The organism is Falsiroseomonas oryzae (assembly GCF_027856955.1).
Lineage (GTDB): Bacteria > Pseudomonadota > Alphaproteobacteria > Acetobacterales > Acetobacteraceae > Falsiroseomonas > Falsiroseomonas oryzae.
On sequence record NZ_JAPSMD010000008.1, the window covers coordinates 1 to 21,311 of the forward strand.

General features: G+C 72.5%; 23 protein-coding genes. 16 read left to right on the forward strand and 7 right to left on the reverse strand.

Annotated features, from left to right (window positions below; all coding sequences use genetic code 11):
• Together OZN99_RS02195 and cysG are read left to right on the forward strand one after the other, a co-directional pair.
• Positions 1 to 217 (forward strand): (2Fe-2S)-binding protein (locus tag OZN99_RS02195; RefSeq protein ID WP_270933528.1); only part of this gene is annotated, 217 nt, incomplete at its 5' end.
• Positions 217 to 1,548 (forward strand): siroheme synthase CysG, encoded by a 1,332-nt coding sequence (gene cysG / locus OZN99_RS02200; protein ID WP_270933529.1) that lies wholly within the window; start codon positions 217 to 219, stop codon positions 1,546 to 1,548. The genes OZN99_RS02195 and cysG, both read left to right, overlap by 1 nt.
• Here the strand turns inward: cysG and OZN99_RS02205 are convergent, their stop codons facing one another.
• The 4 genes from OZN99_RS02205 to OZN99_RS02220 are packed head-to-tail and all read right to left on the reverse strand — an operon-like array spanning position 1,549 to position 5,566.
• Positions 1,549 to 2,415 carry a dimethylarginine dimethylaminohydrolase family protein gene (locus OZN99_RS02205; RefSeq protein ID WP_270933530.1) on the reverse strand — a complete coding sequence of 289 codons (867 nt, stop codon included), beginning with the start codon at positions 2,413 to 2,415 and terminating at the stop codon, positions 1,549 to 1,551.
• A 13-nt stretch (positions 2,416 to 2,428) separates the two neighbouring features.
• Positions 2,429 to 3,628: an aromatic ring-hydroxylating oxygenase subunit alpha gene (locus tag OZN99_RS02210; RefSeq protein WP_270933531.1), complete on the reverse strand. Its 1,200-nt coding sequence runs from the start codon at positions 3,626 to 3,628 to the stop codon at positions 2,429 to 2,431.
• Positions 3,618 to 4,451, reverse strand: a complete 834-nt coding sequence (locus OZN99_RS02215; RefSeq protein ID WP_270933532.1) for a creatininase family protein — start codon at positions 4,449 to 4,451, stop codon at positions 3,618 to 3,620. The genes OZN99_RS02210 and OZN99_RS02215 overlap by 11 nt, the downstream gene beginning before the upstream one ends.
• Complete coding sequence (locus OZN99_RS02220) at positions 4,448 to 5,566, reverse strand: extracellular solute-binding protein (RefSeq protein WP_270933533.1); 1,119 nt, start codon at positions 5,564 to 5,566, stop codon at positions 4,448 to 4,450. Before OZN99_RS02220 ends, OZN99_RS02215 begins: the two co-directional genes overlap by 4 nt.
• 111 nt (positions 5,567 to 5,677) lie before the next feature.
• Between OZN99_RS02220 and OZN99_RS02225 the strand changes: the two genes are divergently transcribed.
• From OZN99_RS02225 to OZN99_RS02235, 3 genes are read left to right on the forward strand one after another with little or no spacing between them, the layout of a single operon-like run.
• Positions 5,678 to 6,502: an ABC transporter permease gene (locus OZN99_RS02225; protein WP_270933534.1), complete on the forward strand. Its 825-nt coding sequence runs from the start codon at positions 5,678 to 5,680 to the stop codon at positions 6,500 to 6,502.
• A 4-nt stretch (positions 6,503 to 6,506) separates the two neighbouring features.
• On the forward strand, positions 6,507 to 7,283 hold the full coding sequence (locus OZN99_RS02230) for an ABC transporter permease (protein ID WP_270933535.1): 777 nt from the start codon (positions 6,507 to 6,509) through the stop codon (positions 7,281 to 7,283).
• A gap of 50 nt (positions 7,284 to 7,333) precedes the next feature.
• On the forward strand, positions 7,334 to 7,675 hold the full coding sequence (locus OZN99_RS02235) for a hypothetical protein (RefSeq protein WP_270933536.1): 342 nt from the start codon (positions 7,334 to 7,336) through the stop codon (positions 7,673 to 7,675).
• A gap of 108 nt (positions 7,676 to 7,783) precedes the next feature.
• On the opposite strand, the gene yghU is transcribed toward OZN99_RS02235, so the two are convergent.
• On the reverse strand, positions 7,784 to 8,659 hold the full coding sequence (yghU, locus tag OZN99_RS02240) for a glutathione-dependent disulfide-bond oxidoreductase (protein WP_270933537.1): 876 nt from the start codon (positions 8,657 to 8,659) through the stop codon (positions 7,784 to 7,786).
• Positions 8,660 to 8,870: 211 nt separating this feature from the next.
• On the opposite strand from yghU, the gene OZN99_RS02245 reads away from it, so the two are divergent.
• From OZN99_RS02245 to OZN99_RS02275, 7 genes are all read left to right on the forward strand, one after another.
• Positions 8,871 to 9,848 carry a Bug family tripartite tricarboxylate transporter substrate binding protein gene (locus OZN99_RS02245; RefSeq protein WP_270933538.1) on the forward strand — a complete coding sequence of 326 codons (978 nt, stop codon included), beginning with the start codon at positions 8,871 to 8,873 and terminating at the stop codon, positions 9,846 to 9,848.
• 213 nt (positions 9,849 to 10,061) lie between these two features.
• Complete coding sequence (locus OZN99_RS02250; RefSeq protein ID WP_270933539.1) at positions 10,062 to 10,289, forward strand: hypothetical protein; 228 nt, start codon at positions 10,062 to 10,064, stop codon at positions 10,287 to 10,289.
• Positions 10,290 to 10,396: 107 nt separating this feature from the next.
• Positions 10,397 to 11,179, forward strand: coding sequence for a GntR family transcriptional regulator (locus tag OZN99_RS02255; protein WP_270933540.1), 783 nt, complete (start codon positions 10,397 to 10,399; stop codon positions 11,177 to 11,179).
• A 28-nt stretch (positions 11,180 to 11,207) separates the two neighbouring features.
• Positions 11,208 to 12,191, forward strand: a complete 984-nt coding sequence (locus tag OZN99_RS02260; RefSeq protein ID WP_270933541.1) for a Bug family tripartite tricarboxylate transporter substrate binding protein — start codon at positions 11,208 to 11,210, stop codon at positions 12,189 to 12,191.
• Between the two features lie 23 nt (positions 12,192 to 12,214).
• Entirely contained in the window at positions 12,215 to 12,913 is a 699-nt protein-coding gene (locus tag OZN99_RS02265) for a DUF1028 domain-containing protein (protein WP_270933542.1), read from the forward strand.
• A gap of 91 nt (positions 12,914 to 13,004) precedes the next feature.
• A complete protein-coding gene (gene modA / locus OZN99_RS02270) occupies positions 13,005 to 13,772 on the forward strand; it encodes a molybdate ABC transporter substrate-binding protein (protein WP_270933543.1) in 768 nt (255 codons plus the stop codon).
• A 46-nt stretch (positions 13,773 to 13,818) separates the two neighbouring features.
• Positions 13,819 to 14,187, forward strand: a complete 369-nt coding sequence (locus tag OZN99_RS02275) for a winged helix-turn-helix domain-containing protein (RefSeq protein ID WP_270933544.1) — start codon at positions 13,819 to 13,821, stop codon at positions 14,185 to 14,187.
• 21 nt (positions 14,188 to 14,208) lie between these two features.
• Here the strand turns inward: OZN99_RS02275 and OZN99_RS02280 are convergent, their stop codons facing one another.
• Positions 14,209 to 14,667 (reverse strand): rhodanese-like domain-containing protein, encoded by a 459-nt coding sequence (locus tag OZN99_RS02280; RefSeq protein ID WP_270933545.1) that lies wholly within the window; start codon positions 14,665 to 14,667, stop codon positions 14,209 to 14,211.
• Positions 14,668 to 14,781: 114 nt separating this feature from the next.
• On the opposite strand from OZN99_RS02280, the gene ftrA reads away from it, so the two are divergent.
• Positions 14,782 to 15,792, forward strand: coding sequence for a transcriptional regulator FtrA (gene ftrA / locus OZN99_RS02285; protein ID WP_270933546.1), 1,011 nt, complete (start codon positions 14,782 to 14,784; stop codon positions 15,790 to 15,792).
• A 16-nt stretch (positions 15,793 to 15,808) separates the two neighbouring features.
• On the opposite strand, the gene OZN99_RS02290 is transcribed toward ftrA, so the two are convergent.
• Complete coding sequence (locus tag OZN99_RS02290) at positions 15,809 to 17,389, reverse strand: alkaline phosphatase family protein (protein ID WP_270933547.1); 1,581 nt, start codon at positions 17,387 to 17,389, stop codon at positions 15,809 to 15,811.
• 56 nt (positions 17,390 to 17,445) lie between these two features.
• Between OZN99_RS02290 and OZN99_RS02295 the strand changes: the two genes are divergently transcribed.
• The 3 genes from OZN99_RS02295 (at position 17,446) to OZN99_RS02305 (ending at position 21,308) form a co-directional block, all read left to right on the forward strand.
• On the forward strand, positions 17,446 to 18,012 hold the full coding sequence (locus OZN99_RS02295; protein ID WP_270933548.1) for an HD domain-containing protein: 567 nt from the start codon (positions 17,446 to 17,448) through the stop codon (positions 18,010 to 18,012).
• Positions 18,012 to 18,779: a DeoR/GlpR family DNA-binding transcription regulator gene (locus tag OZN99_RS02300; RefSeq protein WP_270933549.1), complete on the forward strand. Its 768-nt coding sequence runs from the start codon at positions 18,012 to 18,014 to the stop codon at positions 18,777 to 18,779. The genes OZN99_RS02295 and OZN99_RS02300 overlap by 1 nt, the downstream gene beginning before the upstream one ends.
• A gap of 81 nt (positions 18,780 to 18,860) precedes the next feature.
• Complete coding sequence (locus OZN99_RS02305; protein ID WP_270933550.1) at positions 18,861 to 21,308, forward strand: GcvT family protein; 2,448 nt, start codon at positions 18,861 to 18,863, stop codon at positions 21,306 to 21,308.
• Positions 21,309 to 21,311 lie beyond the last annotated feature (3 nt).

The window sequence follows — 21,311 nt, forward strand, 5'->3', positions numbered from 1 at the left end:
GGCGGATCGCGCCGCGCTGCTCGCCGGGCAGCGGCCGGGCGGCCCGCCGCCTTCACCGCTGGTCTGCGCCTGCCACGGCGTGACGGAGGCCGCGATCCGCGCCAGCTGCGCGCGCGACGTGGCGGAAGCGGGCAAGGCGACGCTTGCCGGCACGGGCTGCGGCTCCTGCCGGCCGGAGATCGCGGCGCTGCTGTCACGCGCGACGGAGCCGGCCTGATGCGCCACTTCCCGGCCTTCCTCGATCTGGCCGGCCGGACCGCGCTGCTGGTCGGCGCGGGCGAGACGATCGAGCGCAAGGCGGAGCCGCTGCGTCGTGCCGGCGCGGTGCTGCGCCAGGCACCGCGCTTCGCCCCGGCGCTGCTGGACGGCGTCGCCATCGCGATCGGCGCCGACGCGCCGGAGGAAGACCTGCGCGCCCTCTCGGCCGAGGCGCAACGTCGCGGCATCCCGGTGAACATCGTGGACCGCGCGGAGCTGTGTTCCTTCGTGATGCCGGCCATCGTGGACCGCGACCCGATCACCGTCGCGATCTCCACCGGCGGCGCCGCGCCCACGCTGGCGCGCATGGTGCGCCAGAGGATCGAGGCCGTGCTGCCACCCCGGCTCGGCGCGCTGGCGGCGCTCGCCGGGCGATTCCAGGCGCGCATCCGCCGCGCCCTGCCGGATGTGGCAGCGCGCCGGCGCTTCCTGGATGCGGCGCTGACCGGCCGGCCCGCCGACCTCGCGCTGGCAGGTCGCGACACGGAGGCGGAAGCCGCCTTCGCGCAGGCGCTGGACGCGGCGGAGGCGACACCACTCGGCACCGTCTTCCTGGTCGGCGCCGGGCCGGGCGCGGCCGACCTGCTGACGCTTCGCGCGCTGCGCCTGCTGGGTGAGGCCGACGTGATCGTGCACGACCGGCTGGTCTCCGACGCCGTGCTGGACATGGCGCGACGCGACGCGGAGCGGATCTTCGTCGGCAAGGCGCGCGCCAACCACTGCGTCCCGCAGGAGGAGATCAACGCGCTGCTGGTCCGCCTGGCGCGGCAGGGCCGGCGCGTGGTTCGGCTGAAGGGCGGCGATCCCTTCGTCTTCGGCCGCGGCGGGGAGGAGGCGGCAGCGCTGGCCGAGGCCGGCATCCCGCACGAGGTTGTGCCAGGCGTCACCGCCGCCCTGGCCTGCGCCGCCGAGGCCGGCATCCCGCTGACCCATCGCGACGCGGCGCGCACGCTGACGCTTGTCACCGGCCACACGCGGGAGGGACGGCTCGACCTGGATTTTGCGGCGCTGGCGCGCCCGGCGCAGACGCTGGCCGTCTACATGGGCCTGTCCACGCTGCCGGCGTTGGCGCAGGGGCTTGCCGCCGAAGGTCTCGATCCCTCGACCCCGGCCGCCATCGTCGAGAGCGGCGGCAGCGAGGGGTCGCGCTGCCTGCGCGGCACGCTCGGCTCCGTCGCGGCCGAGGGCGGCGCTTGGTCGAGCGGCCGGCCGGCACTGGTGCTGGTGGGCGAGGTCGTACGCCTTGCCGTGCCGGCCGACGCGACGACGCGAGAGCGCGAACGCGCCTGATCAGCGCGCCAGCCGGTCCCGCCGGATCGGCATGGTCATGCAATGCGCCCCGCCGCCTCCGCGTGTGATGACGCGCAGGTCCGGGTCGTACACCGCGATGCCCTCCGCCCGCAGCGCGGCGTTCAGCCGCGTACTGTGCCTGGCGGAGATGACGCGGTCGTCGCCCAGCGCCAGCAGGTTGCAGGACAGGTCCATCACCTCGCGATAGGTGGTGTCGAGGATGCGGATGCCGCGGTCGCGCAGCCAGGCGACGAAGCCATCGTCCAGCACCTGCAGGCAGCCGACGGCCAGCCCCTCCGTCACCATGCAGAACACCACGTCGAGATGCAGGAAATGCTCGTCGAGCGGGACGAGCCGCGTCTCCCACCCCTCGGCCGCGAACCAGGCGGCCAGTTGCCTCGCGCCGTCCAGGTCGGTGCGCGTGCCGGTGTAGCCGATGGCGAGCAGGCCAGGGCGGATGATGGCGATGTCGCCGCCCTCGACGGTGCCGTGGTTGGCGTAGCGCCAGATGCGGCAGCCGATCCCCTCGTAGAAGGCGATGGCCGGCGCGTATTCGCCCTGGCGCATCGGCTTGAACATGTGGGTGATCATCGGCCCCCACGGCGTCATCTGGCTGCTGTCGCGCGTGTAGACCTGGTAGCCGAGGTGCGGCTCGGTCTTCAGGTAGTGCCGCCGCACGCCGGCCTGATCCAGCGCGTCCTCGATCTCCCGGTATTCCCGCCGCACCGCCTGGAGGTCCGGGCGCTCGCCCGTGGCCAGCGAGGCGCGCGCGACCGCGTTGATCGGGAACCAGTCGTAGTGGTCGGGCTGGCAGAGCAGCACGTCGGTCAGCCGGCCATACTCGGAATCGAGGCCCCAATCGGTCATGCCGAAGCTCCGCTCAGCCCAGGTCGCGGCCGAGCATGCGCGCCGCGACGAGCGCCTGGAAGTGATGTACCGCGCCTTCCCAGAAGGGCGAGAAGCGCGCGCGGAATCCCGCCGCCTCCCGCGCCGCCAGGCTGCCCTGGATCGCCTCGTGCACCCACGCGTCCTGGTCGGTGACGATCTGCCAGCTGTCGCGCACGCGGCGGCGCGCGGCGGCGTGGCGCTCGCCGGAGGCCGCTTCGCGCAGGAATCGGAAGCGCCGGCGCACCAGCGTGCGCGTGGGGTCGAGCGGGACGTAGAGCGAGACGGCGACATGGCCGATCTGCGCTGCGACCACCGGGCTCGGCACCATGGTCAGGATCAGCGAGGCCTCGAACTCCCCGCTGGCGGGCAGGTGCGGGAAGAGCGGCAGCGGCTCCGGCTCCACGCCGTCCGGGCCGGGCGGCAGGCGGGCCTTGGCCGTCGCCATGTCGCGCCAGGAGGAGACGCCGAGGAAGCGCTGCCCGACCACCGCCTCGTAGCGCCCCTGCGGCCCGACCTGCTTGTGCACCCAGGGGATGTGATAGTCCTCGACCGCGCCCTCGATCACCTGCTTCCAGTTGGCAGGATAGACGTGGTCCACCGCCTCGCCGGGCGCCTCCTCGGTCAGGGCGAGGTCGAAGGCGGCAAGCCGCGCCTGCATCGGCGCGAGCCAGTCGGCCAGCGACCCGGCGCGGCCGGAGATATCCACGAACACCACGCCGAGCCACGTGCCGCAGGCCAGCGGCGCAAGGCCGACGGGCTCGGCGGACGGATCCGCATGGCGGTTGACGCCGCCGATGTTCGGCGTGGCGACCAGCGCGCCATCCAGGCCGAAGGTCCAGGCGTGCCAGGGACAGGCGATGGTGCGGCAGTTGCTGCGCGGCGCGTCCAGCAGCGGCATGCCGCGATGCGGACACAGATTGTGGAAGGCGCGCAGGACGCCGTCCTGGCCGCGCGTCAGCAGCAGCCGGTGGCCGGCATACTCCACGGGGAAGCAGTCGCCCGGCTTCGGCAGGTCGCTGTCGTAGGCGACACCGATCCAGCCCTCGCGGAACACCGTCCGCCGCTCCAGCTCCCACGCCGCCGGGTCGGTATAGGCCCAGTGCGGCAGGCCGCGCGCCTCGCCGACCGGGCGCAGGAGGTCCGGCAGGACCTCCCGCTCCAGCCTTTCGCGCAGGCCGGCCTCAGCCGCCATCGAGCTTCCAGTCGGCGGCCACCACCTTCGCGACCCAGCCGGCGAAGAGGTCGAGCGCGCCGTGCCCGTCCTCGACGCGCGCATTGCGCGGGTCACCCCAGATGCCGTCGTCGAAACCCTGGAAGGCGGCGGCGCCGTACTTGTACCGCCCGACGCCGCCGCCGAGATAGGGCATCTTGTCGCCATGCGCCGCCGGCGGCGGCACGTCCGGGTGGTAGGTGCGGGCCTTGTCCATGTGGACGAGATGCGGCGCGATGGCGAGGATGCGCGCCGTCTCGCCCTCTCCCGCATGGCCCTGCGGCAGCTTGGACTGCTTGAAGGCGCCGTATTCCGGCGCGGCACCGACGAGCCAGTTCAGCGTGATGACCTCGGCCTCGGTGGTGTCCGTCACCTCCTTCGCCGCGATCTGCATCACCGGGTCCGTCTCGGCATTCGCCATCAGCAGGTAGACGCGGCGGAATCCGTGGCGGATCAGCTCGCGGCAGATCTCCTCGATCAGCAGCTTGAGCGTGTTGTGGGTCAGGCCGATGGTGCCAGGGAAGTCGCGCGGCGCCTCGCTGAGGAACTGGCGCGGCCCGAAGGCGACGGCCGGGCCGAGGACCAGCGGGATGCCATGGTCGCGCAGCTTCAGCACGGCGCGCCGCGCCACGTCGAGGCCCTGGTAGGTGTCGGTGCCCAGCGGCAGGTGCGACCCGTGCTGCTCCGTCGCGCCGAGCGGCACGATGACAGAGGCACGCGCCGCGATCGCCTCCGCCACCTGCGGCCAGTTCAGGTCGTCGTACAGCAGGACGTCCGCAGGCGTGCGGGCGGTGTCGTAGATCACGAAGCGATCGCCTCCAGGAACTGGGTGAGAACCGAGGCGGAGTGCTCGGCGTACCATTCGGCGTTGGCGGGGATGGCAACGCGCCAGTTGGCCGGTGCGCCTGGATCGTATTTCGCCTCGTCCGGCGTCAGCATGGCGGATGCGGCCGGGTTGACAGGGCCGTTGCCGAGCAGGCGGTAGAGCTGCACCTGCTGCGCCGGGTCCTGGGTGGAGGCGATCAGGCGGAAGGCATCGCGGCCGGCCGGGTTGCCCTTCGGCACGATCCAGGCGCCGACCCAGGAACTGGCGCCATCGTAGCGGTAGTCCACGCGGTTGTTGGTGTCGCGACGGATGACGCTGGCGCGGGTGTTGAAGATGTTGCCGATCACCACCTCGCGGTCGCGGAAGAGCTGCTGGCTCTCGGCACCGGTGCCCCAGAACACCGTGTGCTGGCGGATCTCGCGGATCTTGTTCAGCGCGCGGCGCACGTCGATGGGATAGATCCGGTCCGGCGGCACGCCATCGGCCAGCAGCGCGGCTTCCAGCTGGCCGTCGATGTGGCGGCGCAGGATGCGCTTGCCCGGAAACTCCCGCAGGTTCCACACATCCGCCCAGCTGGACGGCGCGCGGCCGCCGAAGGCGGTCGTGTCCCAGGCCAGAACGAAGGAGAAGATGTAGTTGCCGACGCCCCAGCGCCCGGCATGCTCAGGCCGCACCTTGCCGCGATCCACAATGGAATAATCGATCTCCTCCAGCAGGTTCTGCTGGCCGAGCTCGATGGAGGCCGGCAGGTTTCGGTCGCAGACATCCCAGGTGACGCGGCGACTTTCCACCATCGCCTTGATGCGGGCGGAGGACGGGCCCGCGCCGTCGATCGGCACGCGCTGCGGATTGCCCGCGCGCACCCAGGGCTCCACGAAGGCCTCGCGGAAGGCACCGATGGCATCCCCGCCCCAGTTCACCAGCACGATCTCCCGCGCCTGGGCGGAGACCGGGGTCAGGGTGAAGGCGGAGGCCGGCACGCCGAGCGCCGCGACCGCGGCCAGGAAGCGGCGACGGCGGATGCGTCGTCCGTCCGTCATCTCCTTGAGCATCCGAACCTGGTCTTCCGCGAAGGAAATGGCGGCGTCGTCCATCCTGGGCACTCCATCCTCGTCTCTCGGAACGGCAAGCTTGCGCAGCGGCTGTTGCGCCGGCAAGTCCTTTGTCGATAGGCTTGCCGCGCAGTCGGGGGCGGACGGGCTGGCGTGAGGCGTTTCTACTGGTCGCTCGTGCTCGTGCCGCTGGCGGTGCTTGCGGTGCTCTACCTCTACCCGCTGGCGACGGTGCTGTGGCTCTCGGTGACGGAGCCGAGGCCGGGGCTGCAGAACTTCTCGCGCCTGGTCGAGAGCGCGGCCCTGCAGCGCATCCTGTGGAACACGGCGCGGATCTCCATCATCACGACGGCCATCGCGCTGGTCGTCGGTTATGCCATCGCTTATGCACTGGTGCACATGGACGGGCGGCGCCGGGCGATCATGCTGGGCGCGCTGCTGGCCTCCTTCTGGCTTTCCGTTCTGATCCGCTCCTTCGCCTGGCTGACGCTGCTGCAGAGCCGGGGCGTGGTGAATTCCACCCTGATGGGCATGGGCCTGATCGACGCGCCGATCCCGCTGGTGCGCAACGAGTTCGGCGTCGTGCTGGGCATGGTGCACTACATGATCCCGTATGCCGCGCTGCCGATGTATGCCAGCATGCAGGCGATGGACCTGCGCCTGGTGCCGGCCGCGCGCAGCCTGGGCGCGAGCCGCTGGCAGTCGTTCCGCCGGGTCTTCCTGCCGCTCAGCCTGCCGGGCGTGTTCTCGGCCGGCGTGCTCTGCTTCATCTTCTCCCTGGGCTTCTACGTCACGCCCGCGCTGCTGGGCGGCGGGCGCGTGATCATGATCGCCGAATACATCGCGGTGCAGATCCAGGAGACGCTGAACTGGGGCCTCGGCACCATGCTGGCGACCACGCTGCTGCTCTCCGTCCTGCTGCTGCTGGCCGCGGTCAGCCGCATCGTGGACGTGCGCGCCATGTTCGGGGCGAAGTAGGGCCATGCGCGATACCGGGCTCCGCGGCAATGCGCTGGTCGGCTGGATCGTGGTGCTGTTCCTGATCCTGCCGCTGACGGTGGTGATCCCGGTCTCCTTCACGCCGGAGCGCTTCCTGTCGCTGCCCGGCGCGACCTGGTCGCTGCGCCACTACCGCGCGATCCTCGACGACCCCACCTGGCTCGAAGCGTTCCGCGACAGCCTGATCGTGGCGATCGGCGCGACGGCCATGGCTGTCGTGCTGGGCACCTCGGCCGCGGTCGGGTGCTGGCGCCTGTCCTCGCGCCTGTCGGAGTTCATCCGCATGCTGATGCTGCTGCCGATCATCGTGCCGGCGGTGGTGCATGCGCTCGGCTTCTACCGGGCCTGGGTGGGCTTCGGGCTGATCGACACCCATGCCGGGCTGATCGCGGCGCATGGCATGAAGGGCCTGCCCTATGTGCTGATCACCGTCTCCGCCTCGCTGGCGGATTTCGACCAGCGGCTGGAGATGGCGGCGCGCTCGCTCGGCGCATCGCCCGCCCGGGCGCTGCGCAGCGTGGTGCTGCCGGCGGCGCGGCCGGGCATCCTGGCCGGCGCCGCCTTCGCCTTCGTCACCTCCTGGGACGAGCTGGTGGTGACGCTGTTCATCACCTCCCGCGGCGTCGTCACGCTGCCGCGCCGCATCTGGGACGGGGTGCAGGACAACATCAGCCCGACCGTCGCGGCGGTCGCGACGCTGCTGATGCTGGTGACGATCCTCGCCACCTTCGCGCTGGCGCGGAAGCGCACGCAGTCGTAGCGAATGGCTGCACGGGCGGACCCGTGCGCCCGCGAACCACTGACGCTGAGGTGACGCGCCTTGCACTGGCATGGGCGGCCGCCGGCTGGTACCCCGTCACGATGGAGAGCAGCACCATCGACGACACGCCCAAGCGCGAGACAGGCCCCGAGGCATCGCCGACGACGGCCCGCGCCGAAGCGTATCGGGAACGCTTCCGGCAGGCACAGCTCATCGCGGCCCAGGTCGCGCGCGTCCGGGCCGCCGGCGGGCCACCAGGCGAGGACGAGACGGCGCGCCTAATCGCCGAGTTCCATGCGCGCGGCGGAAAGGTGACGGTCTGCCCGGAGCCGGAGCAGCAGGAGGCGGCCGACCAGAACCAGCCCAGGGCCAAGCGCAGCGCCACGCGATAACGATTGCGGCAACCGGGCCCGCGCGCCGTCCCGGGCTTCCGTGGCCCTCGGCCGGCGGCGCGCCGCCGGCCGAGGGTCAGCGTGCGTGCCGGCTGTCGCCGGCGGCGCTCACGCGCCTGTCGCCAGCTTGTCCTGCGTCCTGGTCTCGAAATCGCTGGCGTCGTGCCGCTCCCACAGCTGGCTCGCAGGCTCCCCGGAGGTGCGGTTGACCATGCGGCCGCGCTGCACGGCCGGACGCGCGCCGATCATCTCCGCCCAGCGCTGGACGTGGCTATAGGACTGCACGTCCAGGAACTCCGCGGCGCCGTAGAGCCACCCCTTCACGAGCCCGCCATACCAGGGCCAGATCGCCATGTCGGCAATGGTGTAAGCGCTGCCCGCCACGTATTCGCTCTCGGCAAGCCGACGGTCGAGCACGTCGAGCTGCCGCTTCACCTCCATCGTGAAGCGGTCGATCGGATACTCCATCTTCGACGGCGCATAGGCGTAGAAGTGGCCGAAGCCGCCGCCCAGATAGGGTGCGCTGCCCATCTGCCAGAACAGCCAGGACAGGCACTCGGCGCGTTCGGCCGGGCCGGTGGGCAGGAAAGCGCCGAACTTCTCGGCCAGGTAGACCAGGATGGCGCCGGATTCGAAGACGCGGATCGGCGTCGGACCGCTGCGGTCCATCAGCGCCGGGATCTTGGAGTTCGGGTTCACCGCGACGAAGCCGGAGCCGAACTGCGCGCCCTCGCCGATGCGGATCAGCCAGGCATCGTACTCCGCGCCGCGATGGCCGAGCGCGAGAAGCTCCTCGAGCATCACCGTCACCTTCACGCCATTCGGCGTGCCCTGCGAGTAGAGCTGGAGGGGGTGGCGACCGACCGGGAGTTCCTTCTCATGCGTGGGGCCGGCGACCGGGCGGTTGATGTTCGCGAAGCGGCCGCCATTCGCCTTGTTCCAGGTCCAGACCTTCGGCGGGACGTAGTCGGACGAAGCACTCATGCAGTCGGCTCCCGATGATGCGCCACAGGCATCCGCCCGCCGCGTCCATGACCGCCGATAGATGGTTGCGTGGCTGCCGGTGGCGAGGGGCCGCCCAGCGCGTGCACGGCCCGGAGGCGGCCGCGACGCGTGCGACACGGCGCGGGGCCGGCGATTGACAGCCCGCGCGGCGCGCTTCGATCCTGCCGGGCAAGGCAGGGAGGAACGCCAGATGCCTAATCGCCGCGCTGTCCTGGCTGCCGCCTGCACGATGCTGGGCGTCGCGTCCCCCGCCCGGGCGCAGACGGCCGCCTTTCCCAGCCGCCCGATCCGGCTGCTGGTCGGCTTCGCCCCGGGCGGCGCGACGGATGGCGCGGCGCGCGCGGTGGCGCCGCGCATGTCGGAACTGCTCGGCCAGCAGGTCGTAATTGAGAACCGCGGCGGTGCGGGCGGCAACATCGCAACGGAGGCCGTCGTGCGCGCCGCGCCCGATGGCTACACCATCCTGCTCGGCACGATCGGGCCGCTGATCGTGAACCCTGTGATGGATCGCAACCTGCCCTTCGATCCGCTGCGCGACCTTGCGCCGATCGGCACGCTGGTCGAGGCCTATGGCGTGCTCGTCGTGCCCGCCGGCCGTCCCTGGCGGACGGCCGGCGAACTGGTGGCGGAAGCGCGGCGCCGTCCCGGCGCGCTGAACTGGGGCTATTCCGGCGTCGGCACCTCGGGCCATCTGTCGGGACTGCTGCTCGACCGCGTCGCGCAGATCGAGACCCAGGGCGTCAGTTACCGCGGCGGCGCGCCGCTGATGACCGACCTCATCGCGGGCCGGCTCGACTATGCCTTCTCCACCGCCCCGACGGCCCTGCCGAATGTGGAGAATGGCCGCCTGCGTGCGCTGGCGGTGCCCACGCCGCGACGCGTGCGCGCGCTGCCGGACGTGCCGACCATCGCCGAGACGGGGGTGCCGGGCTACGAGGTGTTCAGCGCCTACGGGCTGCTCGCGCCGCAGGGCACGCCAGCCCCGGTGATCGCGCGGCTCAATGCCGCGGTGCGCGGTGCGCTGGAGACGCCGGAGGTGGTCGCGGCCCTGGCCCGGCAGGGACTGGAGGCGCAGCACGGATCGCCAGAGGAGTACGGCGACTTCCTGCGGGCGGAGCTTGTGAAGTGGGAGCCGATCATCCGGGCCAACAACTTGCGATCGGACTAGGCGGCGCGGACCGGCGGCGAAACACGCGAAACGCGCGCCGACACCACTTGGTAACGTTTTGTCAGCAAGAGGAGGAAAGGCAGGGGCCGGATGCGGAATCCCTGCCACCCCATGCGCGACCCTGCTACAGAGTCCCGCTTATCGAAGCGCCCGCCAGCAATGTTCCAGGACTCCCTCCTTCCCAGCATCCAGCACCTGCCACGGCTCTGCGCCGTGCTGTCGGACGTGCTCGGCCTGCAGCCCTGGAATGCCCACCTGCACCTCGACCTTGCCGAGGCCCTCGCCTGTGACGACCATGATCGCGCAGAAGTGATCGAGACCATGGGCGAGCGATTCGGCGTCGCCATCTCGAGCGCCGAAGCCGAGGCCTGCGAAAGCGTGGCCGACCTGCTGCGCCTGGTCGCCGCGAAGCACGGCGGGCCGCCGCGGCTGCATTCCTGACGCTGCGCCGGCGTTCCGGCACGCCGCCGCCCTCCCATGCTCTGACCCTTCAGAGCCCCCGCGCTCTGGCGTTGACAGCCGCCTGCCGGTCAACAGAGCATGATGTCATGACAACTTGGAGGCCCGCCGCCCTGCCCGGCGCGCGTCCGGAGCTGGGGCCGGCGCCGAGCGCCGAGCTCGTGCCGCTGTACCGCCGGGTCTCCGAAGACCTGCTCCAGGCGATCGGTCAGCGCCGCATGCAGCCGGGCGATCCGCTGCCGCCGGAAAGCGAGCTCTGCCGGGCCTATGGCGTCAGCCGGATCACCATCCGCAAGGCACTGGACGAGCTGGCCGCGCGGCACGTGATCGTACGGCGGCGAGGCTCCGGCACCTTCATCGCCGACGCCGAACACATGGCGAAATCCGTCGTGCTGACCGGCTTCATCGACGACGTGCTGATGCTGAACCGGATGGTCGTGCTGGCGTCCGACCGCGGCCCGCTGCCGGACCACGTCGCGCGATTCGCCGGGCTGCCGGAGACCGCGTGCTGCCTGCGCGTCGTCGGGCTGAACCATGTCACGGATGGCGAGCCGATCGTGCACATCGCCTTCTGGTTCCCGCCGGCCATCGCCGCACGCGTTTCCACCGCCGACATCGCCGGCCCGCTGCCGACGATCCGCCTGATCGAGCGTAGCCATCCCGTCCGGCTCGACCATGCGCGGCAGGTCGTCTCGGCCGTGGCGGCGCCGGACGGGGTCGCGCAGGCCCTCGGCATCCCACGCGGCGCGCCGGTGCTGCGCGCGCTGCGGATCTACGTCGATGCGGCCGGCGAGCCGATGGAGATCTTCGAGGCCCACTACCACCCGGACCGCTACCACTTCGCCGCCACGCTGTACCCAAAGCAAGGCTAGCCGCACGCCAACAGCCAGGGAGACACCGATGATCCGACTCACGCGTCGCTCCGCCCTTCTCCTGCCGGCCGCGGCGCTGCCCGCCGCGACGCCGGGCACGGCGGTCGCGCAGGCCTGGCCGCAGCGCACGGTGACGCTGGTCAGCCCGTGGCCGCCCGGCGGCAGCAACGACACCTTCAGCCGGCTGATCGCGCAGCGCCTGGCCGCCGCCTTCGGCCAGCCCGTGATCGTCGAGAACCGCCCCGGCGCGACAGGCACGATCGGCGCCGCCCAGGTCGCGCGCGCGCCGGCCGATGGCTACACGCTCGTCATGGGCAGTTCGCCGACGCATGCCACGGCGGCCGCGATCATCCCCGGCCTGACCTACGACCCCGTGCGCGACTTCGCGCCGGTCACGATGGTGGCGACCGTGCAGAACGTCCTGGTGGTGAATCCAGCGCTGCCCGTCGCCTCGGTGCAGGAGCTGATAGCACTGGCGCGTCGCGAGCCGGGGCGCCTCAGCTTCGCCTCGGCCGGCAACGGCAGTTCCCAGCATCTCTCGGGGGAGATGTTCAAGGTGATGACCGGCGTGGACATGCTGCACGTGCCATATCGCGGCGCGGCGCCGGCCGTGGCCGACATTGTCGCCGGGCACATCCAGCTCGGCTTCCACAACATGCCCGATGTCGTGACGCTGGTGCGCAGCGGGCAGTTGCGAGCGCTGGCCGTGACCGGGGAGCGTCGCGCGCCGGTGCTGCCCGATGTGCCGACCGTGGCCGAGGCGGGCGTTCCAGGCTACGCCGCCGCCGTCTGGTTCGGCGTCTTCGCGCCGGCCGGCACGCCGCGCCCGATCATCGATCGGCTGCATGCCGAGATCTCCCGCGCGCTGGCCGATCCGGAGATCAAGGGACGGCTCGACGCGCTCGGCAACGAGGTCTCGGGCATGGGGCCCGACGCGTTCGCCGCCTATGTGCGTGCCGAGGTCGGCCGCTGGGGCGACATCGTGCGCCGCGCCGGCGTGCAGCCGGGCTGAACGACCCCAAGGGAGGACATCGCGTGACCTTTTCTCTGCTTGCCCGCTGCGAGGAGACGGGCCAGTTCGGCATGGCCATCGCGACGCGCCCGATCGCGATCGGCGCCAAGTGCCCCTTCGTGCGTTCGCACATCGGCGGGCTCGTGGTGCAGGCGAATGGCGACCCGCGCCTCGGCCCGCTGGGCCTGAAGCTGCTGGAGATGGGCTACTCGGCGCAGAAGGTGCTGCAGGAGCTGGCGGACAGCGACGGGCCCGCCAACATCGAATGGCGGCAGATCATGGTGATCGACAAGGACGGGAACACCGCCGCGCGCACCGGCAGCAGCAACGAGGAATGGCGCGGCCACATCGCCCGCCGCAACGTCGTCGTGGCCGGCAACCGCCTGTCCAACGACCGGGTCGCGCAGGCCATGATGGACGGCTTCGAGGCAGCGCGGGGAGAGCTGGCCCATCGCCTGCTCGTCGCGCTGGAAGCCGGACGGGATGCCGGCGGCCAGGTGGCCGGGCAGTATTCCTCCGCGCTGATCGTCCACCAGGACCGCAGCTATGCGCTGGTGGACCTGCGCGTGGACGAGAACGACGAGCCGATCGCGGAGCTGCGCCGGCTCTACACGCTCTACAAGCCGCTGATTCCCTACTACCTGAAGCGGCCGTCCAATCCCTCGCTGCCGCGCGACGACGACTGGCGCAAGCAACTCGGCATCGCCGGCGGGCCGCGCTGAAGGGCCGGCGGCCGGGAGCGTCGCTCACGGCGTGGACGCCGGCGGTTCGTCGCGCTATATCCGGATGCACATAACGGTCCGGAGGGACGCAATGCTGCGCCGTTCCCTGCTCGGCGGCCTCGCGGCGTTGGGCTTCGCAGGCCGGGCCCGCGCGCAGCAGGCCACGACCGTCTTCGCGGCGGCGAGCCTGACGGATGCGCTGCGGGCGCTCGGGCAGGAGTGGCAGGCACGCGGCAATCCGTCGCCGCGCTTCTCCTTCGCGGCCTCCTCGGCGCTCGCGCGGCAGATCGAGCAGGGCGCGCCGGCCGACCTGTTCATGTCGGCCGACGAGCCCTGGATGGACTACCTGCAGCAGCGCAACCTGATCGTGAACGCCTCCCGGGTCAGCCCGATCGGCAATGCGCTGGTGCTCGTCGCGCCTGCCGACGCGGCACGGCCCGTCGCGCTCGCCCGCGGCACGAACCTCGTCGCGCTGCTGGGTCCGCAGGGGCGGATCGCAACCGGCGATCCCGCACATGTACCGGTGGGCCGCTACGCCCAGGCGGCGCTGCAATGGCTGGGCCAGTGGCAGGCGCTCGCCCCGCGCCTCGCCCGGGCCGACAACGTCCGCGCCGCGCTGCTGCTGGTGGAGCGCGGCGAGGCGCCCTTCGGCATCGTCTACGCGACGGATGCGCTCGCCAGCGCCGGCGTGCGCGTCGTCGGCACCTTCCCCGGCGAGAGCCACGCGCCCATCACCTACCCCTTTGCGCTGACCCGCCGCGCGGAACGCGATCCGCAGGCCCGCGCCCTGCTTGCGTTCCTGGCCGGACCCGAGGCGCAGCCGACCTGGGAACGCCTCGGCTTCGCGCTGGCGCGGTGAGGCCGCGGCACGTGGCCCGGGCGCGCGCCGATGCTACGCTGCCGCCATGACGCGCCAGCCACCGGCCGGCCAGCCCGAGGCCGGCCTGCTCAGCCTTCGCATCGACCTGCCGCAAGGGCGGATCGGACCCGGCAAGATCGGCCTGCTGGAAGCGATCGACCGCGAAGGCTCGATCTCGGCGGCGGGACGCGCGCTCGGGATGAGCTACAAGCGCGCCTGGGACCTGGTGGACGCGCTGAACAAGCTGCTCGGCACCGCGGTCGTGGAGGCAAGCACGGGCGGCCATCGCGGCGGCGGGGCGACGCTGACCGATGCCGGGCGCAACCTCGTGGCCGACTACCGCGCCATCGAACGCGCGGCACACCGGGCCGCGGAACCGCGGCTGCTGGCACTGGTGCGGCGCGCGAAGGCGTAGCCCGGGGCCACGCCGGCCTCCTCACTCCGCCGCCCCTGCCTGCGCTGGCGGCGCGGCGGCTCCGGGATCGCGACCGGTCGCGAGCGGCAGCCCCTCGTCGATCCAGCCGGTCATCCCGCCCGGCATCGTCTTCACCGGCCGGCCCAGCCGCGCGATGCGAATGGCGCCGCGATCCGCGCCGTTGCAATGCGGCCCGGCGCAGTAGGTGACGAAGACCGTGCCGGGCGGCCAGGCGGCCAGCCTCTCGGCGGTGATGTCGCGGTGCGGCAGGCTGATCGCGCCCGGAACATGGCCGGCCGCATAGGCAGCCCGGCCGCGCACATCGAGAACGACGACACCCGGGGCCGCCTGCCGCACGGCGGCGTCGTGCAGCGTTGCAAAGACGTCGGCGCAGTCGGTCTCGAACACGAGCCGCCGCGAGAAATGCGCCAGCGCCTCGGCTGGCGAGGCGGGTGGCACGTCAGTGACGGGATTTGGCATGAACAGGCCTCCTCGGTGGCAGGATCGCCGCGCCGCGGCGCGGCGCGGGCGGCTAGGATGGGGCCGCAGCCCTGACGGAGGTGAGCCGCCCCCATGCCAGCGACACGCAGGATCGTGCCAGACCGAGCGCGCCCTGGGCCGCCCGCGAACCGCCTTGTCGTCGTCGTCGCCTATGACGGGCTCTGCACCTTCGAATTCGGCTGCGCCGTGGAGGTGTTCGGCCTGCCCCGTCCGGAGATGGGCGAGGGCTGGTACCGCTTCGCCGTCGCCGCGGCCGAGCCCGGACCGCTGCGCGCCGCGGGCGGGGTGCGCGTGCTGGTGGATGGCGGCCTGGACCTCGTGGAACAGGCAGGCACCGTCGTGGTGCCAGGCTGGCGCGGCACGACGGAGCCGGTGCCGGAGGCGCTGTGCGCGGCGCTGCGCGCGGCGGCGGCGCGCGGGGCACGCATCCTCTCGCTCTGCTCCGGCGCCTTCGTGCTGGCCGCGGCGGGCCTGCTGGACGGGCGGCGGGCGACCACGCATTGGCGGCATTTCGAGGCGCTGGCCGCGCGTCATCCCGGGCTGACGCTTGTGCACGACGTGCTCTACGTGGATGAGGGGCAGGTGCTGACCGCGGCGGGCAGCGCGGCGGGCCTCGACCTGTGCCTGCACCTGATCCGGCGGGATTTCGGTCCGGATGCCGCGAACAGCGTGGCGGAGCGCCTGGTGGTGCCGCCGCATCGCGACGGGAGCCGCGTGCAGCGCGTGACGCGTCCGGTGCCGCGCGAAAGGTCCAGCGGATCGCGGCTTGCCGCCACGCTCGACCGCGTGCGCGAAAGCCTGGCGGAGGACTGGCCGGTCGCGCGGCTCGCGGCGGAGGCGGCGACGAGTACGCGGGGGCTGCACCGACGCTTCCGCGAGGCCGTCGGCATGCCGCCTGGGGCCTGGCTTCTGGAGGAGCGGGTGGCGCGGGCGCGCGACCTGCTCGAGACGACGGCACTGCCGGTGGAGGAGGTCGCGCTGGCCGTCGGCTTCCGCAGCGTCCCGGCGTTGCGCCTGCATCTCCGGCGCCGCACCGGACTTGCGCCCAGCGCCTATCGCGGGTGGTTCCGCCGGGAGAGCGCGGCCGCCAGCCCGCCGGCCTGATGCCGCCGTCGCGGTCTCAGGAGAGGCCCCCTGCCCCGCGCCCGGCCACGACGCCGCCCGGCACGCGCCGATCCGCAAGGCCGCGCGGCGTCGCGCTGAGATGCGTCAGCGTGCGGTCCGCATGCGCCATGCGCCAGGACAGCATCCGCCCCGCGGCCTCGGCGAGGAGGCCGGCGCTGGCCGGATCGCCGGCGATGTTGCGCATCTCCTGCGGGTCCGCCTCCAGGTCATAGAGCACCGGCTGAAGCGCGGCGAAGTGCACGTATTTCCACCGGGCCGTCCGCATCGCGGCCATCGCCGCCTCGTCCACCCCGATGCCGAGCGGCATGCGCCAGGGATCGGGCCAGCCGCCGCGCAGGTCGTATTCGTAATGGACAGCGTCGCGCCAGGCGGACGGCGTCGCGCCATGCAGCCAGGGGCGCAGGGAGAGCCCGTCGCAGGCGCGCGGGACAGGCAGGCCGAGCCAGTCGAGCAGCGTCGGCATGAGATCGACGGATTCGGTGAAGGCCTCCACCACGCGCCCACGTGCGCCCGCGGCCGCCGCGTCCGGGTCGCGTATGATCAGCGGCAGGTGGTAGCTCTGGTCGAACCAGCCGAGCTTGCCGAACAGCCCGTGGTCGCCGAGCTGCTCGCCATGGTCGGAGGTGAAGACGATCAGCGTGTCGTCCCACTGGCCGCCGGCGCGCAGCGCCGCCAGCACGCGGCCCATCGCGTCGTCCAGTTCCGCGATCAGGCCGAAATAGGCGCGACGCGCGAGCGCGACCTCGGCATCGGTGAGCGTCGCCATCGGGCCCTCCGCGCCCTGGAAGTAGCTGCCGCGCTTCTGCGTCGAGAGCCAATGCGCAAGGAGCGGGTGCTGCGCGGCTTCCGCCGCGGCGGTCGCGGCGCGGAGCGGCGGGGGGATGCTGTCCATGGCCACCGCCTCGTGCCAGGGGGCGGGCGCGGCGAAGGGCGGATGCGGTCGGAAGAAGCCGAGATGCAGCAGCCAGGGCCGGCCCGGGCGCGTGCCGCGCAGGAACTCGACCGCATGCTCCGCCGACCAGGCGGTGTCGGACAGCGCGGTGGGGATCCGGGCCGGGGCGGCGCTGGGGCCGGACGGTCCCTCGGCCGGGCGCCACAGATCCTGCGGGTCCTCCGGCACCGGATGGCCGCGATGCGCGACCCAGGCGGCCCAGTTGCGGAACTCCACCTCGTCGAAATGCGCGACGACGCGCCAGCCATCCATCACGTCGCCGATCTCGGCGAAGCGGGCATCCTGCGTCCCCACCGCGCGCGGGTCGGGGATGGTGGTGGTGTAGCCGATCAGCGCCGGATCCACCCCGCCCCGGCGCGCCTCTAGCGCCAAGTTGGTGTGGCGCGCATCCAGCGGCACGCCATTCGCCACCACGCGATGGTTCATCACGTAGAGACCCGTGAGCAGCGAGGCGCGCGCCGGGCCGCAGGGCGCGCTCTGCCCGAAGTGGCGCCGGAACAGCACGCCGTCCCGCGCCAGGGCATCGAGGTTGGGCGTCCGCGCCGCCGGATGGCCCAGCAGGCCGAGGCTGTCGCCCCGCCACTGGTCGGTCACGATCAGCAGGACGTTGCGTGACCTCGCCATGTCCGGTTTCCTCTCCCGGTCCCTTCTCTAGCCCAGCCCCACGGAAGCGCGGAACCATGACAGCCATCGACCCCCGCCTCGCCGAGATCGCCCGGCTTCTCGAGCACCGGGCCGACGGGCAGTACGGGCTGCACGATGTCACGCAGAAGCAGCACGCGCTGCAGGCCGCGCTGCTGGCGGAGCAGCAAGGCGACCCGCCGTCCCTGATCGCCGCGTCGCTGCTGCACGACATCGGCCATCTCGTGCACGACCTCGGCGAGAATCCCGCGGCCGAGGGCAAGGACGACCGGCACGAGGATCTGGGCCACGCCTACCTTGCCACGCTGTTCGGACCGGAGGTGACGGAGCCCGTGCGCCTGCACGTCGCGGCGAAGCGGTATCTCTGCGCGACGGAGCCCGACTATTTCGGCCGGCTGGCGCCGGATTCGGTGCTCAGCCTCTCGCTGCAGGGCGGGCCGATGTCGCCGGAGGAATGCGCGGCGTTCCGCGTCCTGCCCTTCGCGGAGGCCGCGATCCGGCTGCGCCGCTACGACGACGAGGCCAAGGTGAAAGACCTGCCGACACCGCCCGTCTCGCATTTCCTGGCCCATCTCGCGCAGGCGCTGCGCTCGCGGCCGGCCTGATGGGCCGCCCCCTCGCGATCCGCCGCCAGGAGGAGATCCTGCGGCGCGTCGGCGCGGAGGGTGCGGCCGGGGTCGGCGATCTCGCGGCAGCGCTGGGCGTCTCGCATGAGACGGTGCGGCGCGACCTGAAGGCGCTGGCCGCGCGCGGACTGCTGGCGGTGGTGCATGGCGGCGCGGTGCGGCACCAGCCCGTCGAGGCGGCCTTCGCCGACCGCATCGCGGAGAACGCGGCGGGCAAGGCGGCGATCGCGCGGGCGGCGGCGGCGCTGGTCCCCGACGGCAGCGTGCTGCTGATCGATTCCGGCACCACCACCCTGGCGCTCGCTCAGGCGCTGGGCGGCAAGCGCGGGCTGACCGTCTGCACCACCAGCCTGGCCGCCGCGCTGCACCTTGTGCGGCACACGACGCATGCCGTGCACCTGCTCGGCGGCGAGGTGGACCGCGGCGAGGAGGCAACGGCGGGCGTGGACACGCTCGCGGCCATCGGTCGGTTCCGCGTGGACCTCGCCTTCATCGGCGCCGGCGGGCTGACGCCGGACGGCGAGGTCACGGATTACGGCCGCGCCGCCGCCGAGCAGCGCCAGCACATGATGCGGGCGGCGGCACGAAGCTGGCTTCTGCTGGACAGCACCAAGTTTGGCCGGCTGACGCCGATGCGCCTCGACACGACGGGCGCGAATTTGGGGCTGGTGGTGGATGCGGAACCGCCGGCCGCGGCGCGGCGGGCGCTGCGGAAGCGCGGGATCGAGATCCTCGTCGCGGCATAATGTGGGATTTTGTGTGATTCTGCGTTGTCTTCCGGCCCCGTTGCGGTAGGCTTCGCTGCGGGTCGGCAGGCGCAGGGCGGCATGGCAGGCGAGGCGTTCCCCACGCAGGCGCGGGCGGTGATCATCGGCGGCGGCATCGTCGGCTGCTCCCTCGCCTATCACCTCACGCGCATGGGCTGGCAGGATGTCGTGCTGCTGGAGCAGGGGCGGCTGTCCTCCGGCACCACCTGGCACGCGGCAGGCCTGGTCGGCCAACTGCGCGCGCAGCGGAGCCTGACGCGGCTGATCCGCTATTCGACAGAGCTCTATGCCGCGCTGGAGGCGGAGACGGGGCTGGCGACCGGCTGGAAGCGCTGCGGGTCGCTGACCGTGGCGCGCACGCCGGAACGCATGACGCTGCTGCGCCGGCAGATCGCCTCGGCCCGGTCACAGGGCGTCGCGATCGAGGAGCTGACACCGCGGCAAGCCGGCGAGCGCTGGCCGCCGATGCGCACCGACGACCTGCTCGGTGCCGTCTGGCTGCCTGGCGACGGCAAGGCCAACCCGAGCGACGTCACCCAGGCGCTGGCCCGCGGCGCGCGAGCGCGCGGCGCCCGCATCTTCGAGAAGACGCGCGTGCAGACCATCCGGATGGCGAACGGCGCCGTCGCCGCCGTCGAGACCGATCGCGGCACCATCGCCTGCGAGGCGGCCGCGATCTGCGCCGGGCAATGGTCGCGCGAGCTCGGACAGCGGATCGGCGTCACGATCCCGCTGCACTCCGCCGAGCACATGTACATCGTCACCGGCCCGGTCCCCGGCGTGCATCCGGACCTGCCGGTGCTGCGCGACCCCGACGGCTACATCTACTTCAAGGAGGAGGTCGGCGGCCTGGTGATGGGCGGCTTCGAGCCGGATGCGAAGCCCTGGGGCATGGACGGCATCCCGGCCGAGTTCGAGTTCCAGCTGCTGCCCGATGACTGGGACCAGTTCGAGCCGCTGATGAAAGGTGCGCTGGACCGCGTGCCGGCGCTGCAGACCGCGGAGATCAAGACCTTCCTGAACGGCCCCGAGAGCTTCACGCCGGACGCCAACTTCATCCTTGGCCCGGCGCCGGGGCTGCACGGCCTCTATGTCGGCGCCGGCTTCAACTCCATGGGCATCGCCTGCGCCGGCGGCGCCGGGCGGCACCTGGCGGAGTGGATGATCGAGGGCGAGCCCTCGCTGGATCTGTGGCCCGTCGATATCCGCCGCTTCGCCGGCTTCAACGGCAACCGACGCTGGCTGCACGACCGGGTGAAGGAGACGCTCGGCCTGCACTACGCGATGCCCTGGCCGAACCGGGAGCTGGACAGCGCGCGGCCGACGCGCCGCTCCCCGCTGCACGACCGCCTGGCCGCGCGCGGCGCGGTGTTCGGGTCGAAGATGGGCTGGGAGCGCGCGCTGTTCTTCGCAGCCGACAGAGACGCGCGGGGGATCGGCTACGGCTTCGGCCGCGGCGCCTGGTTCGCGCCAGCCGCCGCGGAGCACCACGCGGCGCGCGAGGGTGTCGCGCTGTTCGACATGACGTCCTTCGCCAAGCTGCTGCTGCAGGGCCGCGATGCGGAAGCGGTGCTGCAGCGCCTCTGCGCGGCTGACATGGCCGTGCCGGTCGGGCGCAGCGTCTACACGCCCATGCTGAACGCCCGCGGCGGCTTCGAGAGCGACCTGACGGTGGCGCGGATCGCGCAGGACGGTTTCCTGATCCTCACCGGCACCGCGCAGGCCACGCGCGACGCGGACTGGATCCGTCGCCACATGCCGCCGGAGGCCCACGCGATGCTGACCGACGTGACCTCCGCCTATGCCGTTCTCGCGCTGTCGGGCCCGCGGTCGCGCGAGCTGCTGGCCCGTGCCGGTGCGCAGGGGCTGGACGACCTGCCCTTCGGCGCCTTCCGCGCGGTGGATGTGGGCTATGCCACGGCGCTGGCGTGCCGGCGCGGCTACACCGGTGAACTCGGCTACGAGCTCTACGTGCCGACCGAATTCGCGCTGACGGCCCATGACGGGCTGGTCGAGGCCGGTGCCGACCTCGGCCTGCGCCATGCGGGCTACGCTGCGCTGGACTCGCTGCGGATCGAGAAGGGCTTCCGCGCCTGGGGCCGCGAGCTGGGGCCGGACGACACGCCCTGGGACGCCGGCATGGGCTTCGCCGTCGCGCTGGGGAAGGGCGTGGACTTCATCGGCCGCGACGCGCTGATCGCGGCCCGCGGCAGGCCGCGGCAGAGGCGCCTGGTCTCGCTGCTGGCCATGTCGCCGGACGGCCCGCTCGCCTGGGGCGGCGAGTTGCTGCTGCGCGACGGAGAGCCGGTCGGCGATGTCACTTCCGCCGCCCATGGCCACACGCTCGGAGGCGTCGTCGCGCTGGCCTGGGTGCGCGCGGAGGACGCGATCGACCAGGCCTGGCTGGATGCCAGGCCCCTGGTCCTCGACATCGGCGGTGAGCGGGTGCCGGTGCGCGCCTCGCTGCGTCCCTTCCACGACCCGGACGGGCGCCGGATGCGCGCGTGACCG

What these genes read in the sequence shown, in the direction of transcription:
- OZN99_RS02210 (WP_270933531.1), bottom strand. Translation starts at nt 3,628, where the DNA reads ATGGCGGCTGAGGCCGGCCTGCGCGAAAGGCTGGAGCGGGAGGTCCTG.
- OZN99_RS02220 (WP_270933533.1), bottom strand. Translation starts at nt 5,566, where the DNA reads ATGGACGACGCCGCCATTTCCTTCGCGGAAGACCAGGTTCGGATGCTC.
- OZN99_RS02245 (WP_270933538.1), top strand. Translation starts at nt 8,871, where the DNA reads ATGCCTAATCGCCGCGCTGTCCTGGCTGCCGCCTGCACGATGCTGGGC.
- OZN99_RS02205 (WP_270933530.1), bottom strand. Translation starts at nt 2,415, where the DNA reads ATGACCGATTGGGGCCTCGATTCCGAGTATGGCCGGCTGACCGACGTG.
- OZN99_RS02300 (WP_270933549.1), top strand. Translation starts at nt 18,012, where the DNA reads ATGGGCCGCCCCCTCGCGATCCGCCGCCAGGAGGAGATCCTGCGGCGC.
- OZN99_RS02255 (WP_270933540.1), top strand. Translation starts at nt 10,397, where the DNA reads ATGACAACTTGGAGGCCCGCCGCCCTGCCCGGCGCGCGTCCGGAGCTG.
- OZN99_RS02230 (WP_270933535.1), top strand. Translation starts at nt 6,507, where the DNA reads ATGCGCGATACCGGGCTCCGCGGCAATGCGCTGGTCGGCTGGATCGTG.
- modA (WP_270933543.1), top strand. Translation starts at nt 13,005, where the DNA reads ATGCTGCGCCGTTCCCTGCTCGGCGGCCTCGCGGCGTTGGGCTTCGCA.
- OZN99_RS02260 (WP_270933541.1), top strand. Translation starts at nt 11,208, where the DNA reads ATGATCCGACTCACGCGTCGCTCCGCCCTTCTCCTGCCGGCCGCGGCG.
- OZN99_RS02305 (WP_270933550.1), top strand. Translation starts at nt 18,861, where the DNA reads ATGGCAGGCGAGGCGTTCCCCACGCAGGCGCGGGCGGTGATCATCGGC.
- OZN99_RS02295 (WP_270933548.1), top strand. Translation starts at nt 17,446, where the DNA reads ATGACAGCCATCGACCCCCGCCTCGCCGAGATCGCCCGGCTTCTCGAG.
- cysG (WP_270933529.1), top strand. Translation starts at nt 217, where the DNA reads ATGCGCCACTTCCCGGCCTTCCTCGATCTGGCCGGCCGGACCGCGCTG.
- OZN99_RS02290 (WP_270933547.1), bottom strand. Translation starts at nt 17,389, where the DNA reads ATGGCGAGGTCACGCAACGTCCTGCTGATCGTGACCGACCAGTGGCGG.
- OZN99_RS02280 (WP_270933545.1), bottom strand. Translation starts at nt 14,667, where the DNA reads ATGCCAAATCCCGTCACTGACGTGCCACCCGCCTCGCCAGCCGAGGCG.
- OZN99_RS02275 (WP_270933544.1), top strand. Translation starts at nt 13,819, where the DNA reads ATGACGCGCCAGCCACCGGCCGGCCAGCCCGAGGCCGGCCTGCTCAGC.
- yghU (WP_270933537.1), bottom strand. Translation starts at nt 8,659, where the DNA reads ATGAGTGCTTCGTCCGACTACGTCCCGCCGAAGGTCTGGACCTGGAAC.